The sequence below is a fragment of the Acetobacter pomorum genome (genome assembly GCF_002738225.1).
GTDB lineage: Bacteria > Pseudomonadota > Alphaproteobacteria > Acetobacterales > Acetobacteraceae > Acetobacter > Acetobacter pomorum.
In genome coordinates this window covers 1-26704 of record NZ_PEBQ01000142.1, presented here as the reverse complement: position 1 = coordinate 26704, position 26704 = coordinate 1, and the positions used below count along the sequence as shown (strand labels likewise).

The 26704-nt window shown below is 49.2% G+C and carries 18 protein-coding genes; 5 read left to right on the top strand and 13 right to left on the bottom strand.

The genetic code is table 11. The annotated features are described in order from the left end of the window. The first annotated feature begins 202 nt into the window (after positions 1–202). A complete protein-coding gene (locus CSR02_RS10075) occupies positions 203–2137 on the top strand; it encodes a hypothetical protein (RefSeq protein ID WP_099541555.1) in 1935 nt (644 codons plus the stop codon). Positions 2138–2143: 6 nt separating this feature from the next. On the opposite strand, the gene CSR02_RS10070 is transcribed toward CSR02_RS10075, so the two are convergent. The 4 genes from CSR02_RS10070 to CSR02_RS10055 form a co-directional block, all read right to left on the bottom strand. Then, a complete protein-coding gene (locus CSR02_RS10070; RefSeq protein WP_174714324.1) occupies positions 2144–3112 on the bottom strand; it encodes a helix-turn-helix domain-containing protein in 969 nt (322 codons plus the stop codon). Positions 3113–3237: 125 nt separating this feature from the next. Next, a complete protein-coding gene (locus tag CSR02_RS10065; protein ID WP_003630995.1) occupies positions 3238–4131 on the bottom strand; it encodes a transporter in 894 nt (297 codons plus the stop codon). Between the two features lie 87 nt (positions 4132–4218). Further along, positions 4219–6675 carry a membrane-bound PQQ-dependent dehydrogenase, glucose/quinate/shikimate family gene (locus CSR02_RS10060; protein ID WP_099541554.1) on the bottom strand — a complete coding sequence of 819 codons (2457 nt, stop codon included), beginning with the start codon at positions 6673–6675 and terminating at the stop codon, positions 4219–4221. A 340-nt stretch (positions 6676–7015) separates the two neighbouring features. Continuing rightward, positions 7016–8512 (bottom strand): outer membrane beta-barrel protein, encoded by a 1497-nt coding sequence (locus CSR02_RS10055; RefSeq protein WP_020943950.1) that lies wholly within the window; start codon positions 8510–8512, stop codon positions 7016–7018. A 600-nt stretch (positions 8513–9112) separates the two neighbouring features. On the opposite strand from CSR02_RS10055, the gene CSR02_RS10050 reads away from it, so the two are divergent. Next, on the top strand, positions 9113–10306 hold the full coding sequence (locus tag CSR02_RS10050; RefSeq protein ID WP_167384129.1) for a cation:proton antiporter: 1194 nt from the start codon (positions 9113–9115) through the stop codon (positions 10304–10306). A 93-nt stretch (positions 10307–10399) separates the two neighbouring features. Here the strand turns inward: CSR02_RS10050 and CSR02_RS10045 are convergent, their stop codons facing one another. Beyond that, a complete protein-coding gene (locus tag CSR02_RS10045; protein ID WP_099541553.1) occupies positions 10400–11851 on the bottom strand; it encodes a PepSY-associated TM helix domain-containing protein in 1452 nt (483 codons plus the stop codon). Next, positions 11848–12144, bottom strand: a complete 297-nt coding sequence (locus CSR02_RS10040; RefSeq protein WP_244176941.1) for a hypothetical protein — start codon at positions 12142–12144, stop codon at positions 11848–11850. Before CSR02_RS10040 ends, CSR02_RS10045 begins: the two co-directional genes overlap by 4 nt. A 624-nt stretch (positions 12145–12768) precedes the next feature. On the opposite strand from CSR02_RS10040, the gene CSR02_RS10035 reads away from it, so the two are divergent. Then, a complete protein-coding gene (locus tag CSR02_RS10035) occupies positions 12769–13146 on the top strand; it encodes a hypothetical protein (RefSeq protein WP_183172709.1) in 378 nt (125 codons plus the stop codon). A 75-nt stretch (positions 13147–13221) separates the two neighbouring features. Here the strand turns inward: CSR02_RS10035 and CSR02_RS10030 are convergent, their stop codons facing one another. From CSR02_RS10030 to CSR02_RS10000, 7 genes are all read right to left on the bottom strand, one after another. Beyond that, complete coding sequence (locus CSR02_RS10030) at positions 13222–14304, bottom strand: AI-2E family transporter (protein ID WP_099541552.1); 1083 nt, start codon at positions 14302–14304, stop codon at positions 13222–13224. Beyond that, positions 14304–16178 (bottom strand): AsmA family protein, encoded by a 1875-nt coding sequence (locus CSR02_RS10025; protein ID WP_099541551.1) that lies wholly within the window; start codon positions 16176–16178, stop codon positions 14304–14306. The genes CSR02_RS10030 and CSR02_RS10025 overlap by 1 nt, the downstream gene beginning before the upstream one ends. A gap of 99 nt (positions 16179–16277) precedes the next feature. Continuing rightward, entirely contained in the window at positions 16278–17480 is a 1203-nt protein-coding gene (locus tag CSR02_RS10020; RefSeq protein WP_099541550.1) for an acetate/propionate family kinase, read from the bottom strand. A 30-nt stretch (positions 17481–17510) separates the two neighbouring features. After that, the gene (locus CSR02_RS10015) at positions 17511–18527 is read right to left on the bottom strand and encodes a bifunctional enoyl-CoA hydratase/phosphate acetyltransferase (protein ID WP_099541549.1); all 1017 of its coding nucleotides are present in this window, start codon (positions 18525–18527) and stop codon (positions 17511–17513) included. 8 nt (positions 18528–18535) lie between these two features. Continuing rightward, positions 18536–19546: a dihydroorotate dehydrogenase-like protein gene (locus CSR02_RS10010; protein WP_099541548.1), complete on the bottom strand. Its 1011-nt coding sequence runs from the start codon at positions 19544–19546 to the stop codon at positions 18536–18538. 17 nt (positions 19547–19563) lie between these two features. Next, positions 19564–23151: a pyruvate:ferredoxin (flavodoxin) oxidoreductase gene (gene nifJ, locus CSR02_RS10005; RefSeq protein WP_099541547.1), complete on the bottom strand. Its 3588-nt coding sequence runs from the start codon at positions 23149–23151 to the stop codon at positions 19564–19566. Between the two features lies 1 nt (position 23152). Beyond that, the gene (locus tag CSR02_RS10000; RefSeq protein ID WP_099541546.1) at positions 23153–24907 is read right to left on the bottom strand and encodes an NAD(P)-binding protein; all 1755 of its coding nucleotides are present in this window, start codon (positions 24905–24907) and stop codon (positions 23153–23155) included. A gap of 298 nt (positions 24908–25205) precedes the next feature. Here CSR02_RS10000 and CSR02_RS09995 point away from each other — a divergent pair, with 298 nt between their 5' ends. Together CSR02_RS09995 and CSR02_RS09990 are read left to right on the top strand one after the other, a co-directional pair. After that, positions 25206–25631: an EF-hand domain-containing protein gene (locus tag CSR02_RS09995; protein WP_099541545.1), complete on the top strand. Its 426-nt coding sequence runs from the start codon at positions 25206–25208 to the stop codon at positions 25629–25631. Between the two features lie 218 nt (positions 25632–25849). Beyond that, positions 25850–26524 carry a TetR/AcrR family transcriptional regulator gene (locus CSR02_RS09990; protein ID WP_003625447.1) on the top strand — a complete coding sequence of 225 codons (675 nt, stop codon included), beginning with the start codon at positions 25850–25852 and terminating at the stop codon, positions 26522–26524. The last annotated feature ends 180 nt before the right edge of the window (positions 26525–26704 follow it).

Below are 26704 nucleotides of genomic sequence, written 5' to 3'. Positions count from 1 at the left end.
GCAACCTCGTTCCTCGCGGTCATCCACATCGCTGCCGCCGCAGACTGGATCAAGTGCTAACAGGCCCTAGAAAAACCAGAATGCATTTCTGCTATGAATTTGGCTACTTGATAGACTTGCTATAGCCAAACGTTTATTCTACACGCTTTGTTTATATCATTCAAAAGGGCGTGACGTTTTGCGCCCTCATGGACTTGGCTCAATGCATGATTCAATAAAAAATTATCATGCAAATAATTTCATCGTGAAATGGTACAGCATTCAGCGTGCACATACCGTGGAAAATATGAGAAAACTGTTACTGACAGGGAGCGTTCTTACCTGCGCCATACTGCTTTCTGCCCCCGCTCTGGCAGATGATGCGCAGGAACTGGCAGCCATCAAGGCGGAAATGCGCCGATTGGCCGCTCAGGTAGAAGCTATTGAATCCCGTCAGGCCAAACGGCATGCAGGCACCTCTGCCTCTACGCGTAATGTTGCCCACGGCACCACCTCACCTTCCCCCCCACGTACCAGCAATAAACTTGCCACCGCTTACGCAAACCCAGCAGACCGGGAAGATCCTTCCATTCGGTTCTCACCGGATGAAGCTCCTGTTAAAACAGCATCCGATACACATGGAGGCACAGCTAAAGGTGGGCTAGGCTTTAAATGGCTACCCGGAGCCTCTGGATCCGATGTGGCGGCCAGCACAGATGCAGACGAAAAAAGCCATTCTTCAATCGACCTCTCATCTTCCAGCCCTACGGCCATTACGCAAACAGAAGTTGATAGGCTACCGCCCATTTTCAGTATTGGTGGGATATCTGTAAAACTCGGTGGTTTTATAGATATGTCTAATATCTGGCGTAGTTCGAACATGACCAGCGGCCCAGCAACGGGCTGGGGCAATTTTCCTTACGCCAACAGCCCCAACCACGGCTTGTCTGAAGAACGGCTTTCCGCCCAACTCAGCCGCCTGTCTATCTTGATGGAAGCCAACCCCAGCAAGTCTTCCCGTTTGCAGGCTTATGTTGAAAGTGATTTTGCGGGCTCTGGCAGCACAACCAACAGTGTGCAGATTAACGGCTATACGCCACGCCTGCGGCAAGGTTACTTTACGTTCACCCAAAAAGATTGGGGCTTGCATATTCTTATGGGGCAAGCATGGAGCTTGGCCACAAACTACGCCAAAGGCATTATTCCCCGCCAGGAAGAATTGCCCGCTGTTACAGATAACAACCAGTTGCCAGGTATTGTCTTTACCCGCGTACCGCAAATCCGAATTGGCAAGGACTGGAACCAGAAATACTGGCTGGGCCTTTCTATTGAGGACCCTCAGGCCACTGTTGGCTTCTCTTCCACCATCAGTTCTGGCAGCACCATTCCTGCTGCGCGTGGGCAAGCAGAAGGTGCCCGTGTTTACTATGCCAATACTGGGGGGATGTTACTGAACGCAGCAACAAATTATTCTTACAACCCTGTTCCAGACATGATTTTGAAGGCCGCAGCAGATACATCCTTCGGTCATTATGAAGTATTTGGCCTTGCACGTTGGTTCCGCTCCCTTGCTGTAGAACCGGGTGCTACAACCACCAAAAAGCATACGCATTTTGGCGGTGGCGTAGGTGCGGGTATGACAGCTCCGTTGGGCACAAACCGCCTACACCTTACCGGTGATGTTCTGGCCGGTGATGGTATTGGGCGCTATGGGCCAACCCAGATACCAGATACAACATTCAACGGCCGTGGGCAGTTAACGCCTGTTCCCGAAATTATGGGGTCACTTGGCTTGGTGGGCCACCCCAATTCTTCTGTGCTGCTTTATACTTATGGAGGCGTGGAAGCTGCTGGCCGCAAACGTTATATTGGCGCAGATGGCAAACAATATGGGTACGGCGTAAACGATCTGGATCTGGCTGGGTGCGATGTAGAATTTGGAGTGTGTAGCGCACAAACACACACCCTTGCCTCCTTTACCGCTGGCGGCTGGTGGCACTTTTTGCAAGGCCGTTACGGAAGCATGATGGCAGGCTTGCAATATACCTTTGTGCGCAAGTTCGCCTTTAAGGGGAATGATGGACATGGCAATAGCGTAGACCCCGCAACATCGGGCAACACAGTTTACGTTACTTTCCGGTATTTCCCGTTTCAGTAAAGGCTTTTAGTTAATACCAAAGCTCTTCATCTTGCGGTAAAGCGTTGCACGGCTAATTCCCAAACCACGAGCAGCCTGCGTGACGTTCCCCTGAGAAACAGCCAAAGCTGAGCGGATAACGTTTTCTTCTGCTTTTTGGAAACTGATTTCCGAACCTTCTTCCAGTTCCGTTAGCAAATTGGGATGTTGGGCAATGGTTTGATCTGTCCAGCCCATCCATTCACGCGCAGCATGCGTTGCGCCCGTAATTTCCCCTTGATCGTTAATAGAAACCAAAGGTGCCGAGCAGCCTCTAACAGAACCCAAGGTAAGTATTTTTTGCCCCTCATAACTGTTACGGAAAAGCTGTTCTTCAATACGCCGACCAGATTGCGCAAGCGTTTCCATAAGCAATTTGTCTATGGGCTGTTCTGTTTTGCCATTCATGGATGCAAGGTTTAAAGCCCCTGCTACCCGCCCCTGCGCATCAAATATCGGCACAGCGTAACTGATCAGCAAGGAAAAGCAGAAGCGCCAATGCGCGCCGCGCCCCAGAAAGATTGGGCATCTGTCCTCTACACAAGTGCCAATACCATTTGTGCCCGCAATGGCTTCGCTCCAGATAGCGCCTTCACGCAAATTAAGGCGGCGACAAACAGAAAGGTGTGTTTCATCCGCACAACGCGCCAGAATCATGGCGTTTGGGTCAGCCAGCAACACCATAAGGCCCAAGCCTTGCACCAAAGCAAAAAGGTGCTGCATTTCTTCCGAAGCTTGGCGCAAAAGCAATGCGGATCGGCTACTGACATGCCGAAATTCTGCACCACACAACACATCGGCTTTCCATTTTTGGGAAGGATCTAGCTGGTAGGATGTCTCGCAACGTATCCAGGATTTCTGGACTGTTTCTGCCGGACTTTCTGCTTTGGAATCAATACGCTGAGAAAAAGGCCGTGTATTCATCGCGGGGGGCTCTACCATATCCGACAAGGACATATTAAAGACTTTGCTAACGTTGCCTTCCTCTTATACATAAAAAATATAACTCTCATAGGGATATTGTGTATTTTATTTTTTACCTGCCTTTACCCAGTAAAGTTTTTGTTACTCAACAATAAAACTTACTGCCAAAGATAAACGAACTTGATGTAATAGGCATTCGTTTCTGGTGTATTGCGCCCTTCAAGAGAGTGCGAGTAACGGGCTGTTAGCGAAAAGTGCTGGTTAATATTGTACATAAGCCCCGGCCCCAGAGCGATTTCCCGGCTGTTGGAATTATCCAGATACTGGCGCAGCGTGTTATCCCGCGTTCCTGTTACATTCTGCCAGTCAAACGCAAGAAATGGCTCAAACTTCTTGGTCGCTTTCCAGCTAAATCGCAGGTTGGTATAAAATACCACGCCAGGTGAATAACTGTGCTGGTCTTTTTGGTGTTTTGTAGACCCCACAACCGTGCCAGCATCACCATCAAAACTGAAGTGCTTCCATTCATAGTCAAATATTAAGCTGGATATATTTGACCAATAATTGGTGGATGTTGCATCCCTTGTACCATATGGCGTTTGCATAAAGGTTTGTATGCCAAAAGTACTATGCTTATTGGGCTTAAACCATGCGGCTGGCCCAACAATAGTTGGCCCTAACCCACCATAATTTGTGCCATCTGCCAGTTTGTAGCTTTCCGTCTGGATCAGCTCAAAAGCAAACCCAACATGGGGAATGGCTTCAAAGCTACGGAAATGCACATATTTTGTCATACCCGACCACGTGTGACTGCCGCCAGTGGGCGTGCGCTGTCCACCACTGCCATAGCTATGGCCTGCGGCATTTCCATCGCCATACTGCACAAGCACGTTAAACGGCTTGAAATCTACAGGAAGGTCATATTCATGAGGGCCAATAATACCCAACGTGATATCCGCAGCTCGCGCAGGAACTACGTGACACACGATCACAGTAGGCATGACGAAACGCACGAGGGAAAGCAGACGCTCCCCGCCTTCTATCAAACGCATATGAATATTCCGATAAGTAGCAGTAACAATCAAATAAACGCGTGATGCGGGGTTCCAGATAAACTGGAACCCCAATGTGTTAACGCGTTACTGAGCGGGAGAAGCTTTCTCACCATCAAGTGTGTAAGCGATAATGTAATCACCGCTTCTGGTGCCAAGGCCACCGTGACCACCGGCTGCAATCAGCACATACTGTTTGCCACCAGCTTCGTAGCTCATTGGTGTAGCCTGCCCACCTGCTGGCAGACGATCACGCCAGATCACCTTGCCGCTCGCCAGATCAAAGGCCCGCAGATAGTCATCTGCTGTGGCACCCATAAACACAACGCCACCTTTGGTAATAATGTTGCCACCAATATTATACATACCGGTAGGCAAAGGCAGGTTGTTATGGGTCCGGAAAGGCCCCGTATCTCGCGTTGTGCCAACAGGGTGCTGCCAGACAATCTTCTTGGTAACCAGATCGATTGCCGTCAGCGTGCCCCAGACCGGTCCCTTACAGGGGATCTGCAGTGGGTTCAGCCACGGGTTGGTGAGCGCAATATATGGTGTGCCGTAATCTGGAGAAACAGAAAGGGCATCACCTTTAGGTGCGGGCTCTTCCCCACTGCCAGTCCACTTTGGCAACGTACCTGCCTGCTCCATTCCCGTACGTTTTTCCAGCTTGATACGGAAAGGCAGGTAGCTTGCATTGGCCAGCATGATCTTACGCTGCGGGTCAATGGTAATACCTTGCCAGTCTACAACACCGTAGAATGCAGGATAAACAATGGTTGTTTTGCCCACATGTGGTGGTGTGAACTGCCCTTCGTAAGCAGACTGACGATACTGGATACGGCAGATCATCTGATCCAGCAGCGTTGCCCCCCACATATCGGACTCTTTAAGATTAGCGGGTGTGAGAGAAGGCATGCCAACAGGATAAGGCTGCGTAGGAGATACGCGGTCATCCGGCGCATGGCCTGCTGTGGGAACCGGCTTTTCTTCCACCGGATACCCCGGAACAGGTGTGCCGGTACGGCGGTCCAGAACAAAGAACTCACCACGTTTGGTGCTCTGCACCAGTGCTGGAATTTGCTCACCATTCGGGCCGGGCAGTTCAACCATAGATGGGCCGGAGGGAATATCCATATCCCACAGATCGTGATGCACGGTCTGGTAGGTCCAGCGGCGTTCACCCGTTACAATATCCAGAGCGATTGTGGCAGAGGATGTTGCATCGTCAAACGGACGGCGGCTTCCACCCCAGTTATCTGGCGGAGAGTTACCTGTAGGAATGTAAACAAGACCAAGGTTGAGGTCTGCCGTGTAAACACCCCAGGCATTGGGGGTATCACGCGTCAGTTCATCATTCGGGCCAGGCTTCCATGTTTCCGGCTGATGGCCTGCATCCCACGCCCAGGCAATTTCACCTGTTGTCGCATCAAACGCACGGATAGCACCGGAAGGCTCGAAATTGGCTTGGTTATCAAAAATCCACCCACCAGTGATCACACGGTTTTTGGCCACCATTGGGGGTGAGGTTACAAAATGGAACCCGTGCGGCACATGGCCCAGATACTGGCGCAGGGAAATAAAGCCGTGATCACCAAAATCTTCACAGGGCTTACCGGTTTCTGCATTCACGGCCACCATGCGCACATCGGCAACTGGGGAGTAAATGCGGTTACGGCAGCTTGTCTGAATTTCATCGGGAATATGGTAGTAAGACACACCACGGCAAGCCAGATAGACGTTTTTGTCCAAATCTGCCGTTGCGGGGTGTGGATCAAACTTCCACTTTACTTTACCTGTGGCTGCATCCAGCGCCATCACCCAGCTATGGGGTGTGCACATGTAAAGTGTATCACCAACCTTAATGGGCGTAAGTTCCAGGTTGAACTCATGCCCTTGGTCTGGCCCAGCTACAGTGCCTTCGCCCTGCTGCTGCACATCCCCTGTACGGGTAACCCATGCACGCTTCAGATGCGAGATATTGGACGCTGTAATCTGCCCCAATGGTGTGTAACGGTCTCCACCAACGGTGCGGCCATAGGCTGTCCAATCCCCATCTGGCACACCTGCTGATGTCTCATCAGACTGACCGCTTGCAGTCATACGGTCTGCCGGTACAGTGCCGTCAATGGAATAAGAACTGAAGCAGCTTGCCACGACAACAAGGCAGGAAACCACCAAGGAACCGAGAACTTCGCGCTTATCAGTCAGCCAGCTATTGCCCGAACGCCAGACACCCGGCAGCAGCAGCCAAACACCAAGCCCGATAAGCGTAAACAGGCGGACTTCCAAGCCCCAGATATTCAGCCCGACTTCGCATAAAGACCAGATAGTGGCCACAAGCAGCAAAGCTGCATACAGCCGCATAGCCAGAGCAGGCTTGCGAAAACCGCTAAGAGCGGCCCCCAGCATGACACCGCCAGCAATAATATAAAACCAGGAACCACCAAGAAACAGAAGTTCCGCGCCGCCAAAGAAGAGGAAAAGCCCCACAATGGCCAGCAGAATAGAGGTTATGAGCGAGAATAACCTCGCCTGACTCTCTCGCATACTCGTGCTCTTTCTACAGTTTCACGAGCCGTTACGACAGCATGATTTTAAGGCATCATACCCCCGCAGCGACCAATGGCCCTGCACAACACAAAAGGACGCAATATCGTCACACTTTTGTCCTGTTTTTCACGCGAGTTTGTAGAAAATGTTACCAACTGTCTCATGCGTGAGACAGTTGGTGAGACAGCTGTTCTGTGAGTGTTCAAAATAGCATAGCCCGACATATTCAGGCAGATGCAGCATTCTTATACATTCCAAAATAGAAGATCAGAAAAACGGGAGATTATGTTTTTTATATCTCCCGTATTCTTATCACCTCTATGTTTTCAAGAATACTTTAGAAAGACCAGGTTGCATCACAACTGAACCAGAGCATGTTGTTTGTGCCGTTATTGACGGTTGGGTTCTGCACGGTTCCAGCCTGGTTGAATGGGTGCGTGCCGTTAAGGGATTTATCCAGCCGGATTTCAGGCCGGATGGTAAAGCCACCCAGAGACAGCCTTTTGTTCACGAACTCTGGCCGATAGGAGACACCCACCGTCAGTTCCCCATAGGTGGTCGGCAACGCGTTGTAATAGGGGAATGGCTGGTTGCTGAGTGCCTGCGTGAGCGAGTTGAAGCTGGAATATTCCGTAATGACCCCACCCGTGTTGTCACGGAAGATTTCGCCACGCGCATTGAATGTCAGCCAGGGGTGGATATCGTAGGAAAAGTAGGTTGTCACGCCATAGGCATCATCACGCAGGGAATCATCGTGCAGATAGGTGCCATCCACGGAAACGGTCATCTTGTCATTGATATGATACGTGGCCATGACATCCGCATTATACTGCATGAGGCTGTTGGCCTGCTTGCCAATGCCCGCACTCACCCACCCTGTGGGGGAGACAATGGTGCGGCCATTGTTGCCCTGCGGCCCAAAATGCCCGATGGCATGCACATCCAGCTTGCCATCCATCAGCTTGTTCCACGCCAGACCAAAATAGCCCTTGGGCTTGTTGTTGTTGCCCGAGGCGCCAAAGGTTGTGGAGTTGCCCGCATCCACCCCCAAAATCCAGTCCATGTGGCGTGTCAGATGCATGGTGGCCAGAATACCCACCGTCTGGAACGGCACGATATAATCGGATGCGTAGTTGTAGGTGTAGAAGGGGCGTGCCAGAGCTGGCGTGCCTTCCGCTCCCATGATGCCGTACATCTGGCCGATCTGCACATCAATACCGCGCTTGAAGATCCACGGCAGGTGCACATCCAGATGCGCCTGTGTGGGCGCCCACTGATACAGACCGTGCAGGGAGCCAGAACCCATGCCGATTGTGGGGTCAAACCGTGCATCGGAACCATACATGGCTTCGAGCACAAAGCCGATGCCATATCCACTGCCCACCGATGTGACCGGATGGGACAGGGAGCCAATGATCTGGTTCAGCGTAACCGTATTGGCGCGATCTGAATAATACTGCGCAAAGTTGCGGCCAGAGCGTGTCCAAGGGTTGCCTGAAATCCCCGCTTCAATGGAAACATGCCCTTCCAGCCCTTCCCAGTATGTAGGGGTATGGCCGGGTTTGACATGGAACAGATTGCCCGCCTTGGGCTTCATGGCCTCTTCTTCTTCAGAAAGAGAGGTGGCAGTCGGTTCTTCCCCATCTGTTGGTGTGCCTGCACCCTTTTCTGCCTCTTCGGGCTTGAGGGTTTTGGCTATGTCTCCCACCTGAACCTGGGCAGGTGCAGATGTCTGGGCGTGGGCTGTTGGCGTACCTGTTTCACACAAAAATGCAGCGCAACATGATAGCAATACAAATTTGAAGGCACTTCGATCGGTCAGGGTCTGTCGCATGTATCACTTCTCTTGCGCATCAGAAATAGTGACGAACACGAAACGTATTGATCTGCACTTACCACCAGCCAAACACAGTTAAAGTATTAAGCTGCATGATGCCTTCACCGCAGTTGCAAGACCAATACGTACGTTTCGAATTAGAAATAATATACCGTGCGCAAAATGGCAATCCTCCAGCCACAAAATAAACACGGTTTTCTACGCAATTCGCTTTGCAGAAACCCCGCAGCTCCCTTTTATGGCCTAAAATCCTGGACCTAGGCGTTCAATCTACCAGCAACTTTTACCCATCCATTTGCGTTGGTTAAAAACTTTTGCACACATCATGCAGCCAGATGTTTGCAAAGCCCTTAAAAATTCAACATCTCTTAAGAACCAAGTGAAAATGAAATATTAATATGTTTTCTACATATTATAAATTATCTATATTTATAATATACTTTAGATATGTTTCTTATACGCGTGCCGTTGTAATTCACCCTAAACCTGTGCACACGCAACATATCGTTTCATTCTGATATGCGAAATTTGCATACCATCATGGTTTTCGATTACAAAGGATCAGTCTTCAACAACAAGGGACGGAACGACACAGCAATGACATCGCTTTTCACGGATGCCACAATTTTTGTTTTCCTTCCTTGGGTGCTGTGGCGCCTTCTGCATAAAGCCCTGCCCATTGTTGTATTACCCATTCTTATTGGCATTCTGCTAGCGGTATGGCACGCCCCTATTCAGGAACTGGGCATTCCCTCATCTTATGGTGATACCATCGGGTGGGTTGCTGTATTGGTTCTGGCATTTACCGCCGGCTTGGAAATGTGGCAGCACCCAGAGGGTGACACATCTGCCCATGCCATAGCCTCCCCCTCTCTGGGCCGTCTATTAGGTGGTGCTGGTGTTGCCTTAGGTATTCCCTTTCTGGTGGGATCCTTTTTGGCCTATACCTGCTTTCTGCCCTTGCATGGATGGCAAGCCCCTCTGGCCTCACCTCTTATTGCCGCAGCTTCCATCGGTTTGTGCATTTCCGTAAGTGCACTTCCGGTTCTGATTGGGGTGGTAAGAGAACTTGATGCTGCCCAACGTCCGTTAGGGCAATTGGCACTTAAGCTTGCTGTAGTAGATGATGCGGCCTTGTGGGTTGGCCTTGCTGTTTTACAGTTTGCGCATAGAGGCACAGCGGCTCTCCATGGTTGGACAGGGCTGGAATTTCTGGCCATTGCCTTACTGGTTGGGCTAGCTGCGGCTGGCAACTGGGCTTCTCGCCATTTTCGTCATCCTCCTGCATGGGTTATCTGGGTAACGGTTCCCATTTATCTGGCTGCCGGATCATGGGCCAGCATGCAGCTTGGATTGCATGAACTGATAGGCGCATACTTTGCCGGTGCAATTATGCCGCCAAGTTGGGTTAGACGCCTACCTATAGAGCAGGTTGGAACGTTTGCCCTTATCTGGCTGGCGCCAATGTTCTTCGGCCACAGCGGGCTACGCATAAATGGAGATGCCCTGACCTGGCCTTCCATCATAGCCTCTTTTGCTTTGGTGGGCATTTCTATCCTGAGCAAGATTGGCGCGGTTTATGTGTTTCCGCCCACACCGGGGCTGAAGCCCAGACAAGCCTTGGGTATTGGAGCGCTTCTGCAATGCAAAGGGCTAATGGAAATTGTTGCCGCCACTATCTTGCATGAGCAAGGCATGCTTTCCGACTTTGCCTTTGCCTCTTTGATGGTGCTGGCAGTTGTTTCCACCGTATTAACGGGGCCACTCTTCCGTCTTCTGGCGCCACGTTAAACCACAGTATTCTGCGTTACAGCGCCAAATACAAAACGTACTGCCGGCAATATATAATATGAAACCTTTATATATGCCGGCAGGTAAACAAGCCTAAGATACCAAAGATTTACAAACGTATATCAAGGGAATGGCAAGAGTTGTCATTACAACGCACATTCCTAGCACGCGTACGCGCATTGTATCTGGCACCACAAAAGACACCCCAAGGCAGATACAAAAAACGGCGTAATAAAGAAGGCTGACACTTAAATAGCTTCCAAAATACGATGTTAGAAGTGCTGTGCTAATAAGAACAGAAATACCGGAAACACAGCCAAAAATACTACCATATGTTAAACACGTAAGAAATTTGGTGCCTCTACCGGGTTCTGTTGCCCCGTTTTTCTGTTCTTTTCTATAGCGCGATATCAGCCACAACCTGTTACCAGAATAGAAAAGAAATGCTCCAACCAGGCCCAATATTAAATATCCAAATTTTACTGCATTTCCGCCAAAACTTCCAAAATGTAGTGCGAAAAAGGTGGTCAAAATACTGAACGGCGCAGATTGGAGGCCAGGCATATACTCCGTAGAAAGTATTTTGCCAGAAGCTGGGTCAAGCTGGGCAAGGCCACCAGCCGGGCCACGCATCATATAATGCTCATCATGCCCGATAACGTATAAAGTCTGTTTTGCTTTGTCAGCTGCTGCATAGTTCAAAACATCTGGCACAAAGCCGGGAGCCTGCTTTTGCAAAGCGCGCACAATTTCTTCTGGCGCAAGAGTGGGAGGGAAACTCTGCGCAACGGGCTGATGGTCTACCTTCTCTGCATGGGAATGGTGATTATGAATGGCCGCCGGGGCTGAAAACATCATGGTTTGCACATTATGTATCACGCCATGATACGCAAAAAGTACAGATGAAAGAGCAATAACCACATGAAAAGGCAGACTGAAAACGCCCAGAAGGTTATGAATATCAAGCCATTTCTTCCACGCCCCTTTTACAAGACGCAAGGCAAATAGGTTTTTTGCCAACATAGGCAAAAACACAATCACACCAGACACCAGCGCAATGGCATATAACAGCGCAATAATACCCATGAACCATCTACTGTAAGGCATAAAAACTGGCAGCCCTACATTTTCGTGCAGTTCATCTATGAAATGCGCCACTTCGGATGGTTTGTGCTTCACCGTAATCAGATGCCCCCCTGCATCTAATGAAGCAGCTATCATATCCACTGGCCCGGCATGCCTTTGCCCAGCCTGTACGGGCCACATCAGCCTAGCGGGCAAAGAAACCGTGGGAGAGAGCACAACCGTGTATTCTTGCTGTGCCTCTGGGTAAGCTGCGAATGCTTTTTGCATCAGATCAGGCATTTGCTGCACGCTTACGGGTGCAGGCAAAGCAGCCGGTTTGGTGAGCCAGTTTTGAAGAGGCACTTCAAAAACGCTGATACCTCCAGCGTAAAACGCTACAAAAAGAAACAGCCCCGCCAGAATACCCACCCAACTATGGATATCCCGATACATCTGCACAATATCTGTACGTATTTTCATGCCTGCAGAGCCTTTAAAACAAAAAACAGGCCCCAAACACATAAGGCAGAAACAGACAGGTAATTCCAAGCACGCTTGCCATTAGAAAACAAAAAGCAGGTTGGTAAAACAATGCACCACAGCAAAACCGTGAGCCACGTTAAAAACTGAGCAGATGCTGTTCGTGGATCACTATCTGCATGGGAGAGAATGCCAACAACACCAACAAGGCCAAAGGTAAGAATATTACCTGGCACAACTGCGGCTGTTACTTTGGCAAACCAGTTCTGGCTTGTATAAGTATATTTACGCATAATGCTTAGCGTTGCCTTAACACAGCAACAGCAATGGGGAAGAGAAGCCATACAAGCATCATCAACAGTATTTGCATAAACAGTGCAGCAGTTGCGCTTTTGATCTGCCAGAGACAGCAAAAAGAAAGCGCCAACTCCCCCCACCCTACTGTTCTGAACAAGCCTTTGTGGCGAACAGGTGCTGCAAATATGTATTGATTACGAGACGTGGCATAAAGCATGCAGCACCCAGAAAGAGTTGTCCCTGTTGCAACCCACATCATGTATTCAGGAAACATACTTACCACCGGCATTGCGTTTAGGCAGAAAAGATTTGGCCATGCTCTTCCCGCACATGCGTTTATATAAAGTCATGAACCTCATGCGGAAAAGTCACGCCAGCTTTCATACAAGTTAAAAAGCAGAGCTTGCTGCACACATACATTATTAAGAATCATTATCAACATAAATTTTTGCACTTACACGTTGCGTGGCCATGCATAAATACAACCCTACAATCTTCTGGGTGCTTTTGGCCTGCCCTGTTCTCAGGCCATGGCAGGGTATCTTTGATAATCTTGCAAAGACCGTATCGAAGTCCCAAATCTTAACAGAATCAAGATTATACCGAAGGACGCATTATCCATGAGCCTCATTAAAAAATGTATATTCCCTACCCTAAAAGCTACCGCCATAGGCCTGAGTGCAGCGTGGACAGCTATGGCCGCATACAGCAAAGACAAGGAACTGGATGGCCAAGAAAAATCTGTTCATTTAGCCACAATGGGTTCTGCAGGTCTGGTTGGTATTCTCGGTTTCTGCCTCCTGCGTAAAGACGGCTGGGGCAAAACATATCGCCCTTGGTTAGGCCTTAGCCTTATTGCCAGCCACGGAATTGCCGGTGTGCGCAGCCGCAAGGCTGTTCAGCATCAGGATAAAAAAGATGCGGTGCAGAGCGGTATCTTGCAGGTTGTCATGATTATTCTGGCTGCCTGTGTGTTCACCACCAAGCCCAATAAGTAATTATAGAATACCCTCAATATCTTGATATAAATACAAGATATTGAGGGGGTATTATTTTGTTATATCAGTGTAAAATCAGGCTTCCTGATTACTTTCCATCCATTGCTTAATCAATGTATAGGTAATGGAAAGGATCATCGGTCCAACAAAAATACCGGCCAAACCCAAGGCAGCCAACCCACCAATAACCCCCATCATAATAAGGACCAATGGCACATCTGCCTGTTTGCGGATCAGATAAGGCCGCAACATGTTATCCAGAAAAATGGTTAAAAAAGTTATGGCAAGTAGAACAATTGCTGACACCATTCCTTTATCAAAGTAAACCCAGATCACAGCCGGGAAAAGTGTAATTCCTGGTCCGGCTTGCAACAAACATGCCATAAAAGTAACGGCTGTAAGAATACTGGCCCACGGCACACCTGTAAGATACATACCGCCACCGCCCACTAGGCTTTCAACAATAGCGGTAAGAGTAACCCCTAGCGCTACCCCCCGGATAGTACGCACAGCCAATTCCAGCATTTCCTGCCCGCGCTTGCCTGATAACGTTCCTACCAACCTTTCTGAGGTGGTGATGAGATATTCAGCCTTTGCAAGAAACGCTGCGAGTATAATTAAAGTTAGCAAAAACTGCACTGCAAGCATACCAATACTGCCTGCATAAGACATCAGATAATGCATGATCTGATCTGGTTGTGGCACAGCCTGCTGCACAATATCCATTGGCTTCATGTTTTGCAGATGCTGCCACCATTTACCCAAATACTCGCCCACCAGAGGCAGATGAAGCAGTTTTTCCGGCAGATCAGGTAACTTTAAAGATTTGATGTAAGGGATAATGCGGCCAAATGCATCAGCATGCTTTACCACCGTAGAAACGGCCATCCAGAATGGCAGCACAAACAAGGCCAGAGCGACCAAAAGTGTGCAGGAAATAGCCATTTTTCGGCTGCCGTGTAACCACGCCTGTAACCGCAGGAGCAATGGCCACATGGTTACGGCAATAGTGCCAGCCCAAATAAGAGCGGGAATAAAAGGCTCTAAAATCCACACTGCGCCCAGCACAAGAGTGCAGGCAAACAGAGCAACCAGCACAGGTCTGGTTCCTGTCGTCAATTCCGGCTTTTGTTCAGAAGCAGATGTCTCTGGTATCATTATTTTACGCTCATCCCACGGCTACAGGCCGAGCCCGCCGTAAAGCTTTTCAGTTCAGGAGGTAAAAGTGCCGCCATATCTGCTTCTTTCAAAAGCTCTCGCCCACGGCCAGACCATTTAGCCAACCCTACATGTGGGCTGCTAAAAGAGCCGCTTACCATAACGGGAATTTCCATAGCCAACATACCTTTGGCGCCATTGCTGGCAAAAACCAGTTCAAATGCTTTTTTGTTCAAATCAAACTCAGCTTTTCCCACAATACTTCCTGCATCCGATTTTATGCGTAATGGCTGCACAACACCTTTGCCTTGATGCATTTCCAACGCTCCCAACAAGCACGATACACTCGCCTTGCCTTTACTCTGGCGAAAGAGTGCCCCAACATCTGTTGTGGCAATATCCATCACTTCGCGGGAAATGGTGCCTGTATTCATGCCCACGGCAGCCGTGACATTGGCTAGGCGCGAGGCTTCATTCAAAGTCTGGATATTATCTGCATGCGTCAGTACGCGAATATTCAGCTTTCCTCCTACCGGAAAAGGAGAAAACCCTGCTTGCTTACGGAACTGGTCAATATCTCCGTTATCTACATTCACTGTAGCCTGCACACGCGTGCCTTTCTGACCAGCCAATAAATGCCCCGAAGCCTGAATACTGGCCCCAAGCCAATTCATCTTCATGGAACTCACATCAATTCGGCCAGGCATTTGGCTTAAACTGATCTGGGCCTGATTAAAAACAAGCGCATTATACAGCACCGTATCTGCAGCAAGTGTCACATTGATCAGCGGATCAGGCTTCAAAGGCACCTGTAGCGGCACGTCAATACCGTTCGCAGATGTTTTGGGTTTTTCGGAAGAACTGCCCAAAAGAGCATTCAGGTTTAGGCGAGAAAACGCCATGGAGCCTGCAACTTTATCAGGCTGCCCTGTGGCGCCTTCTGTAAACGTTACATCTGCACTGCGGATCGGGCTTTCCTTGAGCGAACCGGTTGTATGATCAAGATGCCACACATCCCCTTTATGCGTGAAGTGCCCCGATAGCGTAACAGGTTGTGTAATCTTGCTATCAGCCTCACCTGCAAAAGCCATGATTGGGCGAGATGTTGCTGTTTGTAAATCTAGCTTTGCATCAATGTCATCAAAATCAAAAAGGTCTGTCATGGTACCATTCAGGTGAAGCGATAAATCACCTGAGGCCGCATGAATATCGGTTCCGTAAGGCTTACCCGCTTGGCGCAAAACATTTATTGGCTGCATGTTGGCCTGCAATGTTACGGGCGTGCCATTATACGCACCGTTCACGTCCATCAGTAATGGTGTGCTGTCGCTTGCTGAATGCAGAGCAACTGCCTTAAGGCCCGTTACATAGCTATGCCCATGCGCTGAGCGATAGATAACCTCACTATCCGTAATGGCTGCATCACGCAGCCCCGGAAACCATATTTTACCGCTAGTCTCTTTTGGCCTGGATGGCGCAGAAGATGTCTTTTTGTCAAAGCGCCAGTTCGGTTCACGTTCAGGCGTACGCTCGAACAGGCCTGAAAATCCGTCAATTTTCACGTCTCGCGCCTGCATATGCCCATTAAACAAAGAACTAAGCAGGATTTGAGCATGCAGATTCTTCAAGGTGATCATATCTGCACGGCTGCCTTGGGGAATGTTGGCCAGATGCAGATTATCCAGATCTACCGTAACCCACCTTCCCAAACGCACATGCAGTGCCTCAATCTGGGTTTTGCGGCCGAGTGATGCACTGAGTTTATCTGAGGCAATATGCGCCAGATTATAGTGTGGAAGGCCAGCAACCAGCACGCCAGCGGCCACAGCGGAAACAGCCAGAACACTTCCGGCCAACCATACCCAACGGGGCATACAAATACCTTTCCCAATCCTTTATCAGGAAATAGAATGCAGAAATATTATCCAAACTTCTACGAAAATTATTTTCTCGACTCAGGAATATATTTAATTTTATTTTCCTAAATCAAGAAAAGGAAGAACACTACGATAGATTTGCAGTTCTTCATTTGTAGGTATGACACGGATTTTTATTTTACTACCTGTTTTGCTGATAATCGGCGCATGGGCTGCATTAGCGATTTCATCAATCTGCACACCCATCCATGCCAGAGCCTGACAGACATCTGCACGTAGATTTTGATCATGCTCCCCAATACCTGCAGTAAACACAATACCGTCCAAACCACCCATAACGGCAGTTAATGCACCAATTTCCTGCACAATCCTGTAAATAAACAGCCCAAGCGCTTCTGAAATATTCTTATGCTGCACGGCATCCTGACTTTGCGCCAATGTTGCGCGCAAAATACGCATATCGGACGCTACGCCCGAAACACCTAACAATCCCGATTGATGATAGAGCGTGGTAACCAGCGTTTTCCAATCTGCTTTTTCAGACTGCACCATGTAAAGCAGAGCACCCGGATCTATCGCGCCGCAGCGTGTGCCCATCATCAGCCCATCAAGGGCGGAAAACCCCATGGTTGTTTCTACGCTTTTACCATGCAGCAGTGCACACAAGCTGGCGCCGCTTCCCAGATGCGCAATAATAGTACGCCCTTGCGCTAGTGCAGGATCAATTTCTGCCAAGCGGCCTGCAATATAACTGTATGAAATACCATGAAACCCGTAACGGCGTATGCCATGATCTGCATAACGGCGCGGAAGAGGCAGCAACCGCGCCATTTCCGGGATAGTTTGATGAAAAGTGGTATCAAAACAGGCGATCTGCAAAATATCAGGCCGCTTTTCAAAAATAGCTTTTGCAGGAGCCAACGTAGCCGCCTGATGCAACGGATCAAACGGTGTAAGTTTATCCAGTTGCTTGAGCGTCTCCAGCGTAATTTTAACCGGCTGCAGAAATTCTGCCCCGCCATGCACAATCCGGTGCCCTACAGCCATTACGCGCCCTTGGCCGGAATACTGCTCAAACCACTGGAAAAGATGACTGTAAATATGCAGCCCCGTTTCCGGCCATTTTTCCTGCGCAAGAAGCTTTCCCTCCGCATCTTTGGCCGTAAACTGAGAGTGATCTGGGAACTCCTCAATTTCTCCATGCAGCAGAACCTGCGGATCAACCTTGCCCGAGAAAGCGTAAATCGTCAGCTTCAGGCTTGAAGATCCGCTATTAAAAACAACTACTACATCCTGCACGGATACTCTTCCTTGTTATGCGGCTGTTTTTCAGCCCTGCCCACCGGCAAGATGATGAGCATAAAGCGCCCCAATAGCTATGGAAGCCAGACGCGCCTGCACACTGTTTGCTCGGCTGGTAAGTAATACGGGAACAGATGCCCCCAGAACAATGCCTGCGGAATCTGCGCCAGACATGAAAATCATATTCTTTGCCAGCATATTGCCGGCTTCCAGATCTGGAGCCACCAGAATTTGCGCACGCCCCGCCACGGGGGAAACGATGTTCTTTATTTTTGCCGCTTCAACACTTACGGCATTATCCATAGCCAAAGGGCCATCCAGAACACCCCCTTGTATCTGCCCACGTTCAGCCATCTTGCACAAACATGCGGCATCAACTGTTCCCGGTATTTTGGAATTAACCGTTTCTACAGCAGAAAGAATAGCAACACGCGGAGCACCCAAACCCAACCCGTTGTGTAGATCTATCGCGTTTTGAACAATATCGCGTTTGACATCCAAATCTGGGAAAATATTGATAGCTGCATCAGTTACAAATACCAAACTCTCATAACCGGGTACAGCCAATACAAAAACATGGCTAATACGCCTGTTGGTGCGTAAACCACTATCAGCCTCAACAATAGCATGCATAAAAATATCTGTATGCAGGCTGCCTTTCATTAACGCTTTTACACGCCCTTCCCTTACCAATGCCGTTGCTTTCTGGGCAGCTTCTGCTGGTGTTGCGGCATCAATAAAAACAGCTTTATCCAATGCAATGCCACTTGCCTGCGCCACAGATGTAATTGTGCCCTTATCACCTATCAAAACAGGTTCAATAATGTTCCGTTGTGCAGCATCCATTGCACCTTCAAGGGCATGTTGTTCACACGGCCAGACAATACCGACAGGCACCTGCCCCGGCAATTGAACAGCGCGTGAGACCAATTGTTCAAACGCCTGATGGCTGGTTGACACTGAACTTCCCGGCATTTCCGCAGTATCATGCGTATATTGTGAAATCTGTGCCTTGCTAGAAAGGATATTGTTTATATCATTCATCTTTACGATTATCCGGCAATGTCAGTGAGATGCGCAGATAAGATATGCCTATACTGCGTGCGCAAAAAATCTTCTGCTTGGGCCGCTGTACCTCTGGCTGCCATACGGCCCTTAAATTCCTTTACAGCCCCCAAATTCTGCATAGACATCCATTCACGCAGTTCATTCAGAAGGGTTGAAATATAATTCGGCCCTTTCTGCAACAGCACTGATGCCACCATGGCTACATCCGCTCCAGCCAATAGGCATTTAGCAACATCCATGCCGGAATGGACACCGCCAGAAATTGCCAGATCAGCCTGACAATGTTCTGAAAGCAGCGCTGCCCACATAAGCGGTAGCCGCAATTCGTAAGCAGAACTGGGAACAAAATCCACTTCTGCGCTCTCTGTTAAAGAACGCAAGCCGGGCTCGTAAAAACTGTTGAACAGAACAATACCGCCTGCCCCGTTTTCCGATAACCGTTTCACCATATTGCCCGGTGAGCTGAAAAAGGGAGAAAGCTTAACGCTTACCGGCACCTTAACCTGTGCGCGAACATCACGCAGCACCTGTATGCAGCGCTCCTCAACCTGCGCGCCTGTTTCATCTGGATTGGTTGGAACATGCCAGAAGTTGAGTTCTATAGCAGCCGCGCCCGCCTGCTCCATATCCTTGGCAAAACGCAACCAGCCTGCGGGTGTGCAGCCGTTCAGGCTGGCGATAATAGGCACACCAGCCCTTTCTGATGCACTCCGCAACACTGCCAACCTTCCATCCAGCGGAGAGGCATGATGCATGACGGGGAAATACCCCGCAGCTTCTGGGTGAGAATTTTCTCCCGTCTCCCACAAAGCTGCCTCTGCCAGTTCCTGCGCCTGAATATCTTCTTCAAACACAGAAGCCATCACAATGGCAGAGGCACCGGCATCTGCCACACGCAAAATACCTTCCAGATCTGCCGTTAAAGGTGACGCCGAAGCCACGACGGGGTGAGCCAATTCCAGCCCAAGATAGTTTGTGCGCATATCCATTGCCATAATGCTCCCGTATCGCCTCAGTTCACATCTTCCCAATGGGGGAGGAAGCGGCTGCCATCACGGGCGGCCATATCTTCGTAAATCCGGTAGCGTTCATCGGCTGCTGCCTGTGCCTGATGCAACAAGTGCGCGGCACTTTCTGGATGTGTACGAGTGAGCGTTTTGTAACGCAATTCCCGATACGCATAGTCTTCCAATGAAATACGTGGGCGGGTTGAATCAAGCCGGAACGGATTAAGCCCACTTTTGCGCATGGTGGGATCAAACCGGAACAATGGCCAATACCCCGATGCCACAGCTCGTGCCTGCTGCTTCATGCCCGTGCGCATATCTATGCCGTGCGCAATACACTGCGAATACGCCAGAATAAGAGATGGCCCCTCATATGCCTCTGCTTCCCGCATGGCGATAATGGCCTGCTCCGGGTTAGCCCCTAGCGCAATCTGGGCCACATACACGTTGCCATAAGCAATGGTCTGCAAAGCCAGATCCTTACGCGGCACACGTTTGCCACCTGCCGCAAATTTGGCAGAGGCACCCAGCGGTGTTGCTTTAGAGGATTGCCCACCCGTGTTGGAATACACCTCTGTATCCAGCACAATCACGTTTACATTGCGCCCTTGTGCCAACACATGGTCTAGGCCGCCGTAATCAATATCGTATGCCCAGCCATCGCCCCCAACAATCCAGATGGAACGGCGGATCAGAAAATCTGCCACAGAAAGCAACATGGCGGCATCTGGTGTATTTATACCTGCTAACTTGCTGCGCAGCGCGCTTACACGTTCACGCTGGAGCGCAAATTCACTTTCCGTCATCTGGGGAGCGTTCATAATGGCCGTTGCCAGATCCTGCCCCACAATATCGGCCTGTTTTTGCAACAGTTGCCGTGCCAGAGATTCCTGCTTATCTGCAGCCAGACGGAATCCTAGGCCAAATTCCGCATTATCTTCAAACAGGGAGTTGGACCAAGCTACCCCACGCCCCTGGGCATTGGATTTCCATGCATGCGCAGGGGTGTTCCCCGCATAAATGGCTGAACAGCCTGTGGCGTTGGCAATCTGCAACCTATCCCCAAACAACTGGGAGATGAGTTTCAGGTAAGGTGTTTCACCACACCCGGCGCAAGCACCACTGAATTCAAACAGAGGCTCCAGAAACTGCACGCCGCGCACGTTGGCTTCGTTAATCGCGGCGCGGTCTACTTCTGGAAGGTGTTCAAAAAACGCGATATTCCCGCGCTCCTGTTCCAGAATAGGTAGCTTTTCTCCCATATTGATGGCGCGTGTTTCTCCATCCGGGTTAATTGCCGGACAGTTTTCAACACACACACCGCAACCCGTGCAATCTTCTACATAAAACTGGAGTGTAAAGCGGGAATCTGGATAACCACGTGCATTCACCGGAGCTGATTTAAAGCTTTCCGGCGCACTTTCCAGATCCTTTTCTTCGTATGTTTTGGCACGAATGACACTATGCGGACATACGATACTGCATTGCCCGCACTGGATACATGTATCCGGGTTCCAGATTGGCACCTCTACCGCAATATTGCGTTTTTCGTACTGAGTTGTACCACCGGGGAAAGTGCCGTCTGCCGGAATACGGCTTACAGGAATACTCTCCCCCCTGCCCGCCATAATTTCTGCTGTAACCTGCTGCACAAACAACGGGGCAGATGCAGGCACAACTGGCGGCATAGGCAATGTGCCATCTGCCTTGGCCGGCACAGCTACTTCATGCAAGGCCGCCACTGCGGCATCCACTGCACGGAAGTTAAGCTGCACAACGCTATCACCCTTTGCGCCATATGTTTTCTGAATAGACTTTTTGATTTCAGAAATAGCTTCATCAGGCGGCAAAACATTGGAGAGATGGAAGAAGCATGTTTGCAAAATGGTATTCACACGCGGCCCCAAGCCAAGCTTAAGCGCAACGTCTGAAGCATCAATGACAAAAAACCGTAGCTTTTTATCAACAATCTGATCCTGCACCTTGCGCGGAAGCTGCTCCCAAACCTTGTCTGCCGCATAGGGACTGTTCAGCAGAAACGTGGCCCCATTATTGGCAGCACCCAGAATATCGCGCCGGAACAGAAAATCGAACTTATGGCAGGCTACAAAATCTGCATGGCGTATAAGATATGGTGCCTCAATGGGGGATTTACCAAACCGTAGATGAGATGCCGTTTCGGCCCCAGACTTGTGGGAATCATAATCAAAATAAGCCTGCGCATACCAGCCCGGTTTTTCACTCAGGATTTTAACGCTGTTCTTATTAGCTCCCACTGTGCCATCCGCACCAAGGCCATAGAACAGGCAGCGCACAGTGCTTTCTGGTTCTATGTCGAAAGTTTCATCATATTCCAGATGCGTGTGGGAAACATCATCAATAATCCCCACTGTAAAATGGTTTTTGGGTGTGGATTTCTTTAATTCATCAAAAACAGCTCGCGCCATAGCCGGGCTGAAATCACGCGAGGAAAGGCCATAGCGCCCACCAATTACGCGCGGCATATGTGGGAACTGACCATTCCCCACCCCTTCTGCCAATACGCTTACAACATCTGCATGCAGTGGCTCCATAGGGGCACCAGGTTCTTTGGTGCGATCTAACACTGCAATGGATTTTACGCTTGCGGGCAAGGCTTTTAGAAAATGCTCGGCTGAGAATGGTCTAAACAGACGCACCTGCAACGCGCCTACTTTTTCACCCTGTGCGTTCAACCACTTTGCTGTTTCCCGCACCACTTCGGAGCCGGAGCCCATGGAAATAACCACACGCTCCGCATCTGGCGCACCTGAGTAATGAAACAGATCGTATTGGCGGCCAGTAAGAGACGCAAATTTGTTCATGGCTTCCTGCACAATGGCAGGTACGCGCTCATAAAACGGATTAACGGCTTCTCTCGTCTGGAAATAGGTATCCGGGTTTTGCCACGTGCCACGAATGAACGGATGTTCCGGGTTAAGCGCCCGTTGCCGATGCGCATGCACCAGCCGATCATCTATCATCTGGCGGATAACATCATCCGACACCACAGAAAGGCTGTTGTATTCGTGCGATGTACGAAAACCATCTGCAAAATGGATAAAGGGAATACGTGAAGCCAGCGTGGCTGCCTGCGCAACCAACGCCAGATCGTGGGATTCCTGCACAGAGCCCGCACCCAACATGGCAAACCCTGTTGTGCGGGTGGCCATGATATCCTGATGATCACCAAAAATGGAGGAAGCACCCGCTGCCAACGCGCGCGCAGCGACATAGAAAACTGTTGATGTCAGCTCACCTGCAATTTTGAACATGTTGGGCAGCATGAGCATAAGGCCCTGAGAGGCCGTAAATGTTGTAGTAAGTGCTCCAGTTTGCAAGGCCCCATGCACACACCCTGCAGCCCCGCCTTCTGCCTGCATTTCCTGCACAACGGGCACTTCACCCCAGATATTCTGCACACCTTGGTCAGACCACGTATCGGCCAGTTCCGCCATGGGGGATGAAGGCGTGATGGGATAAATCGCACATACTTCGTTCACACGGTAAGCAATATGCGCAACAGATGTATTGCCATCCATTGTCTGGAGTTGTTCGGTCATGACATTCTCCATTTTATGCACGCACCTTAAAGCGTGCTGGCATAACAGGCTCACCAAAACTTCCCTTGGCAGGCGTGGCCTCTACTGGTTCGGGATCCATCTCAATGGCATGGCAGGGGCACTGTTCCGCACAAACCGCACAGCCGGTACACATATCCATGGCAACGGCATATCCCTTCCCCGGCCCTAGCCGTGTAATGGCTTGTTCTGGGCAGGATGCATAGCAATTGTCACACTCAAAACAGTTCCCGCAGGAAAGGCATCTACCAGCTTCATAACGAGCTGTTTTTTCATCCAAACCGGCAAATATTTCATCAAACCCGGACCGCTCCGTTAAGGGGCGCTCTGGCTGCCTGCTTCGCTCTGCCTGCGCGTAATCAGGCAGATGCAACATATCAAATGAAACAAGAGGATGCGTTGGGGGATGCACATAACGCTGCCCGGCCAAATAAGCATTGATAGCACGCGCAGCAAGCTTGCCGTGGCCTGTTGCGGTTGTCATGGTGCGTGCGCCGCCTATGCAGTCTCCTCCTGCAAAAATACCTTCCTGCCCGGTCATGAGGGTTGAGGCATCTACTGCAACAGTATCATTTTTATTTATATTGATAGCAGGCGCTGTTTTGAGCAATGCTAGGTCACTATGCTGACCAACAGCCATAACCATTGCATCTGCGGGTAAATGCGTGGTCTGCCCTGTGGGCGTTACAGTGCCATCTGGGTTCATGGTCACTTTTTCAACCGTTACCCCATCTGCGCCAAAATGGTCAGCAACGCTCAGCCACTCAATCTTAACCCCTTCTGCAAATGCGGCCTCAGCTTCGCTTGGCAGGGCTTCCATGTGTTTGGGATCATAACGGAAAATCAAAACCGTATCTTTGGCACCCAAACGTTCTACTGTGCGGGCGGCATCCATTGCCACGTTGCCGCCACCAATAATGGCAACGGTGCGACCTAGCTGGGGCTTTTCACCTTTGCTTACTTCATCCAGCAAGCTCACAGCATCCACCAACTTTTTACCATCTGTTGCGGGAATATTGAGATGGTTACCCAACTGGGCACCTACAGCCACAAATACGGCATCAAACCCACCTTGCTGGCGCGCCTGCGCAATATCATCAACCCGCACACCACACCGCAACGTAACATTCGGCATGGAGGTTATTCTGGCCATTTCATCTTTAAGAGGTTGCCGCGGCAACCTGTACGCCGGGATGCCATGCATCATCATCCCACCAGGTTCTGCAGCAGCCTCATGTATTTCAACCTGATGCCCCAATCTGGCAAGATGATAGGCACAGGAAAACCCCGCAGGTCCGCTGCCTATAACCAGCACCTTTTTGCCTGTGGATGGAGCGGACTGGAAACTCCAGCCATTCTGCACGGCCAAATCACCCAAAAAGCGCTCTACAGCATGAATGGAGACCGCATCATCCAAACTGCCTCGGTTACATCCACCTTCACACGGATGATAGCAGGCCCTGCCATGCACGGCTGGCATCGGGTTATTTTCTGTAAGTGCACGCCATGCCTTTTCATAATCTCCGGCCTGTGCATGCGCCAACCAGCCTTGAATATCTTCCCCCGCAGGACAGGCATGGTTACAGGGGGGTAGAAAGTGTTTGTAAACCGGTCTTTGCCATCGAGAACTTCCAACACCCCTACGTGTTGTGTTCTGCATGACCTGTGTCATGTCGTGCAGCTTTATCGTCATGTAAGCTTTCCCCCGACCCCGTAGCCATTGAACTGGCCGTACGCATGCAACGCGCATTTACGGAACAGATTGCTGAAACACGAGCATGAACCGCAATGCGCTGTATGCAGGAAGCCAAAAATCGAATAATACGTCAACTTTAAATTGATAAAATTATTTTCTTATTTGAGTTCTCTTTCTTGCAAATAATTTTCATTAAAAATCATTTTTCGGCGATAATTCCTATTCATAAAGAAAATAAGAACCAAAATAGTTCTGTATCATTCGAAAATACTAACTTGACATATTGGTCATTTTTTAAGATCCCTCACAAAAGTCTTTTTGTTTCTGTTAAAATAAGGAGCATAGCTACAACATGCAGGCTGATATTTCCGCAAAAAGAAAACATCACCTTACCTTTGCTAAATATCTTTATTTTCCGGTATTTTTAAATGCAAATTTCCGCAACGACTTTCTGCGCAAAATTTTTGTATTTTCTGTCATTATTTTTAATGTTCATCCTGAAAAACTATATGCAGAAACAGCCCCCAATACCTACTCTGAACAAGACAGACAAAAAGACTTTAACGATGCAGACACCAATCATGATGGTCACCTCTCGTTTGATGAATTCAATATAGAAGTTAGAAAAATTCTATCTTCTAGAGATGATTTTTCATCACGAGGCTTTGCTATGCTCCCGACATCTGCTCAAGATGCCATTTTAAATGATGAGTTTCATAAAATGGATCACGGCCAAAAGGGTTACTTAAATGTTAACGATTGGCAGATACCAGAATAATATATGAAAATAATATATTTATTTATACGGATTTTATATTATTTGTTTTTGTTGTTTATTTTGTTTTGTATTTGTTTTTGGAAATATAAAAATACTGCACTCTCCTATGCACTGTATTGAAAAAACATCTCTTTTGGAGGCTTATTTTATTGCCGCTTTCAGATAAAGGAATTTTACTGTAAACAAAGAGCGAGAAGGACACTGGAGTTTGTAAAAAATTGACGGAACACCCGCAAAAGCCCGTTACCAAGGCTAAACCAACAACAACCAGACCCAAAAAGTCCTATCGCGCTTCTCAAAAACGCGAAATGACGCGCGCATTTAAGCAAGATGCCTTTGAAAGCGCTGCATGGAAAGTCTTTTCCAGTATCGGCTTGGATGCAGCAACGGTAAGAGACATTGTTGCCCTTAGCAATGTCTCACCAGGAAGCTTCTATAATTATTACAAAACCAAAGAAGCCATTTTTGATATTATCCTCGTAAAAGTTGCACAACGCGTAAGAGGTGCAGCGCGTCTGGCACGTAGCGAAGAAGATAATCTGGATGCAATGCTTCAGAAAAGTCAGTATGCGGCTTTTCGGGAGCTTCTAAGCATTCATGGCGCCCCGCATTTTCTGGAACTCAACCAGCATCATATCAGAGCCAAGCTCTTTAATATGAGTGAAACACGGGAAATGCTGGATGACCTCAAGCAAAATCTGCTCAGGGTCGTCCCCATGAAAAACACATCTCCGGAACGCATGGACTTTATTGCAGCCGCTGTTTTAACAACAGCTTTAGAAGGGTTGCTGTATATTGCGCGCAACCCTTTGGTGGATATTGATCAGACATCCCGACTTACAGCAGGCATGACTGCTGCAGGTATCCGTGCTGCTGCGGCGGCGGCTGGTTAATTTTTTACCTTATCCGGCGACAGAAGTAAGGTGTGTGTACAGAATTGAACAGCCAATAAGCATCAGTGCTATTCCGCCGCAGATTTCTGCATAACGGCCGATCCATACACTAGGGCCTGTTAGATCTTAAAATACTTCCTATATTGTATGGATTGAAGAAGGAGACGGAACAGGCACTTT

What these genes read in the sequence shown, in the direction of transcription:
- CSR02_RS10075 (WP_099541555.1), top strand. Translation starts at nt 203, where the DNA reads ATGCATGATTCAATAAAAAATTATCATGCAAATAATTTCATCGTGAAA.
- CSR02_RS10070 (WP_174714324.1), bottom strand. Translation starts at nt 3,112, where the DNA reads ATGTCCTTGTCGGATATGGTAGAGCCCCCCGCGATGAATACACGGCCT.
- CSR02_RS10065 (WP_003630995.1), bottom strand. Translation starts at nt 4,131, where the DNA reads ATGCGTTTGATAGAAGGCGGGGAGCGTCTGCTTTCCCTCGTGCGTTTC.
- CSR02_RS10060 (WP_099541554.1), bottom strand. Translation starts at nt 6,675, where the DNA reads ATGCGAGAGAGTCAGGCGAGGTTATTCTCGCTCATAACCTCTATTCTG.
- CSR02_RS10055 (WP_020943950.1), bottom strand. Translation starts at nt 8,512, where the DNA reads ATGCGACAGACCCTGACCGATCGAAGTGCCTTCAAATTTGTATTGCTA.
- CSR02_RS10050 (WP_167384129.1), top strand. Translation starts at nt 9,113, where the DNA reads ATGACATCGCTTTTCACGGATGCCACAATTTTTGTTTTCCTTCCTTGG.
- CSR02_RS10045 (WP_099541553.1), bottom strand. Translation starts at nt 11,851, where the DNA reads ATGAAAATACGTACAGATATTGTGCAGATGTATCGGGATATCCATAGT.
- CSR02_RS10040 (WP_244176941.1), bottom strand. Translation starts at nt 12,144, where the DNA reads ATGCGTAAATATACTTATACAAGCCAGAACTGGTTTGCCAAAGTAACA.
- CSR02_RS10035 (WP_183172709.1), top strand. Translation starts at nt 12,769, where the DNA reads ATGAGCCTCATTAAAAAATGTATATTCCCTACCCTAAAAGCTACCGCC.
- CSR02_RS10030 (WP_099541552.1), bottom strand. Translation starts at nt 14,304, where the DNA reads ATGATACCAGAGACATCTGCTTCTGAACAAAAGCCGGAATTGACGACA.
- CSR02_RS10025 (WP_099541551.1), bottom strand. Translation starts at nt 16,178, where the DNA reads ATGCCCCGTTGGGTATGGTTGGCCGGAAGTGTTCTGGCTGTTTCCGCT.
- CSR02_RS10015 (WP_099541549.1), bottom strand. Translation starts at nt 18,527, where the DNA reads ATGAATGATATAAACAATATCCTTTCTAGCAAGGCACAGATTTCACAA.
- CSR02_RS10010 (WP_099541548.1), bottom strand. Translation starts at nt 19,546, where the DNA reads ATGGCAATGGATATGCGCACAAACTATCTTGGGCTGGAATTGGCTCAC.
- nifJ (WP_099541547.1), bottom strand. Translation starts at nt 23,151, where the DNA reads ATGGAGAATGTCATGACCGAACAACTCCAGACAATGGATGGCAATACA.
- CSR02_RS10000 (WP_099541546.1), bottom strand. Translation starts at nt 24,907, where the DNA reads ATGCGCGTTGCATGCGTACGGCCAGTTCAATGGCTACGGGGTCGGGGG.
- CSR02_RS09995 (WP_099541545.1), top strand. Translation starts at nt 25,206, where the DNA reads ATGCAGGCTGATATTTCCGCAAAAAGAAAACATCACCTTACCTTTGCT.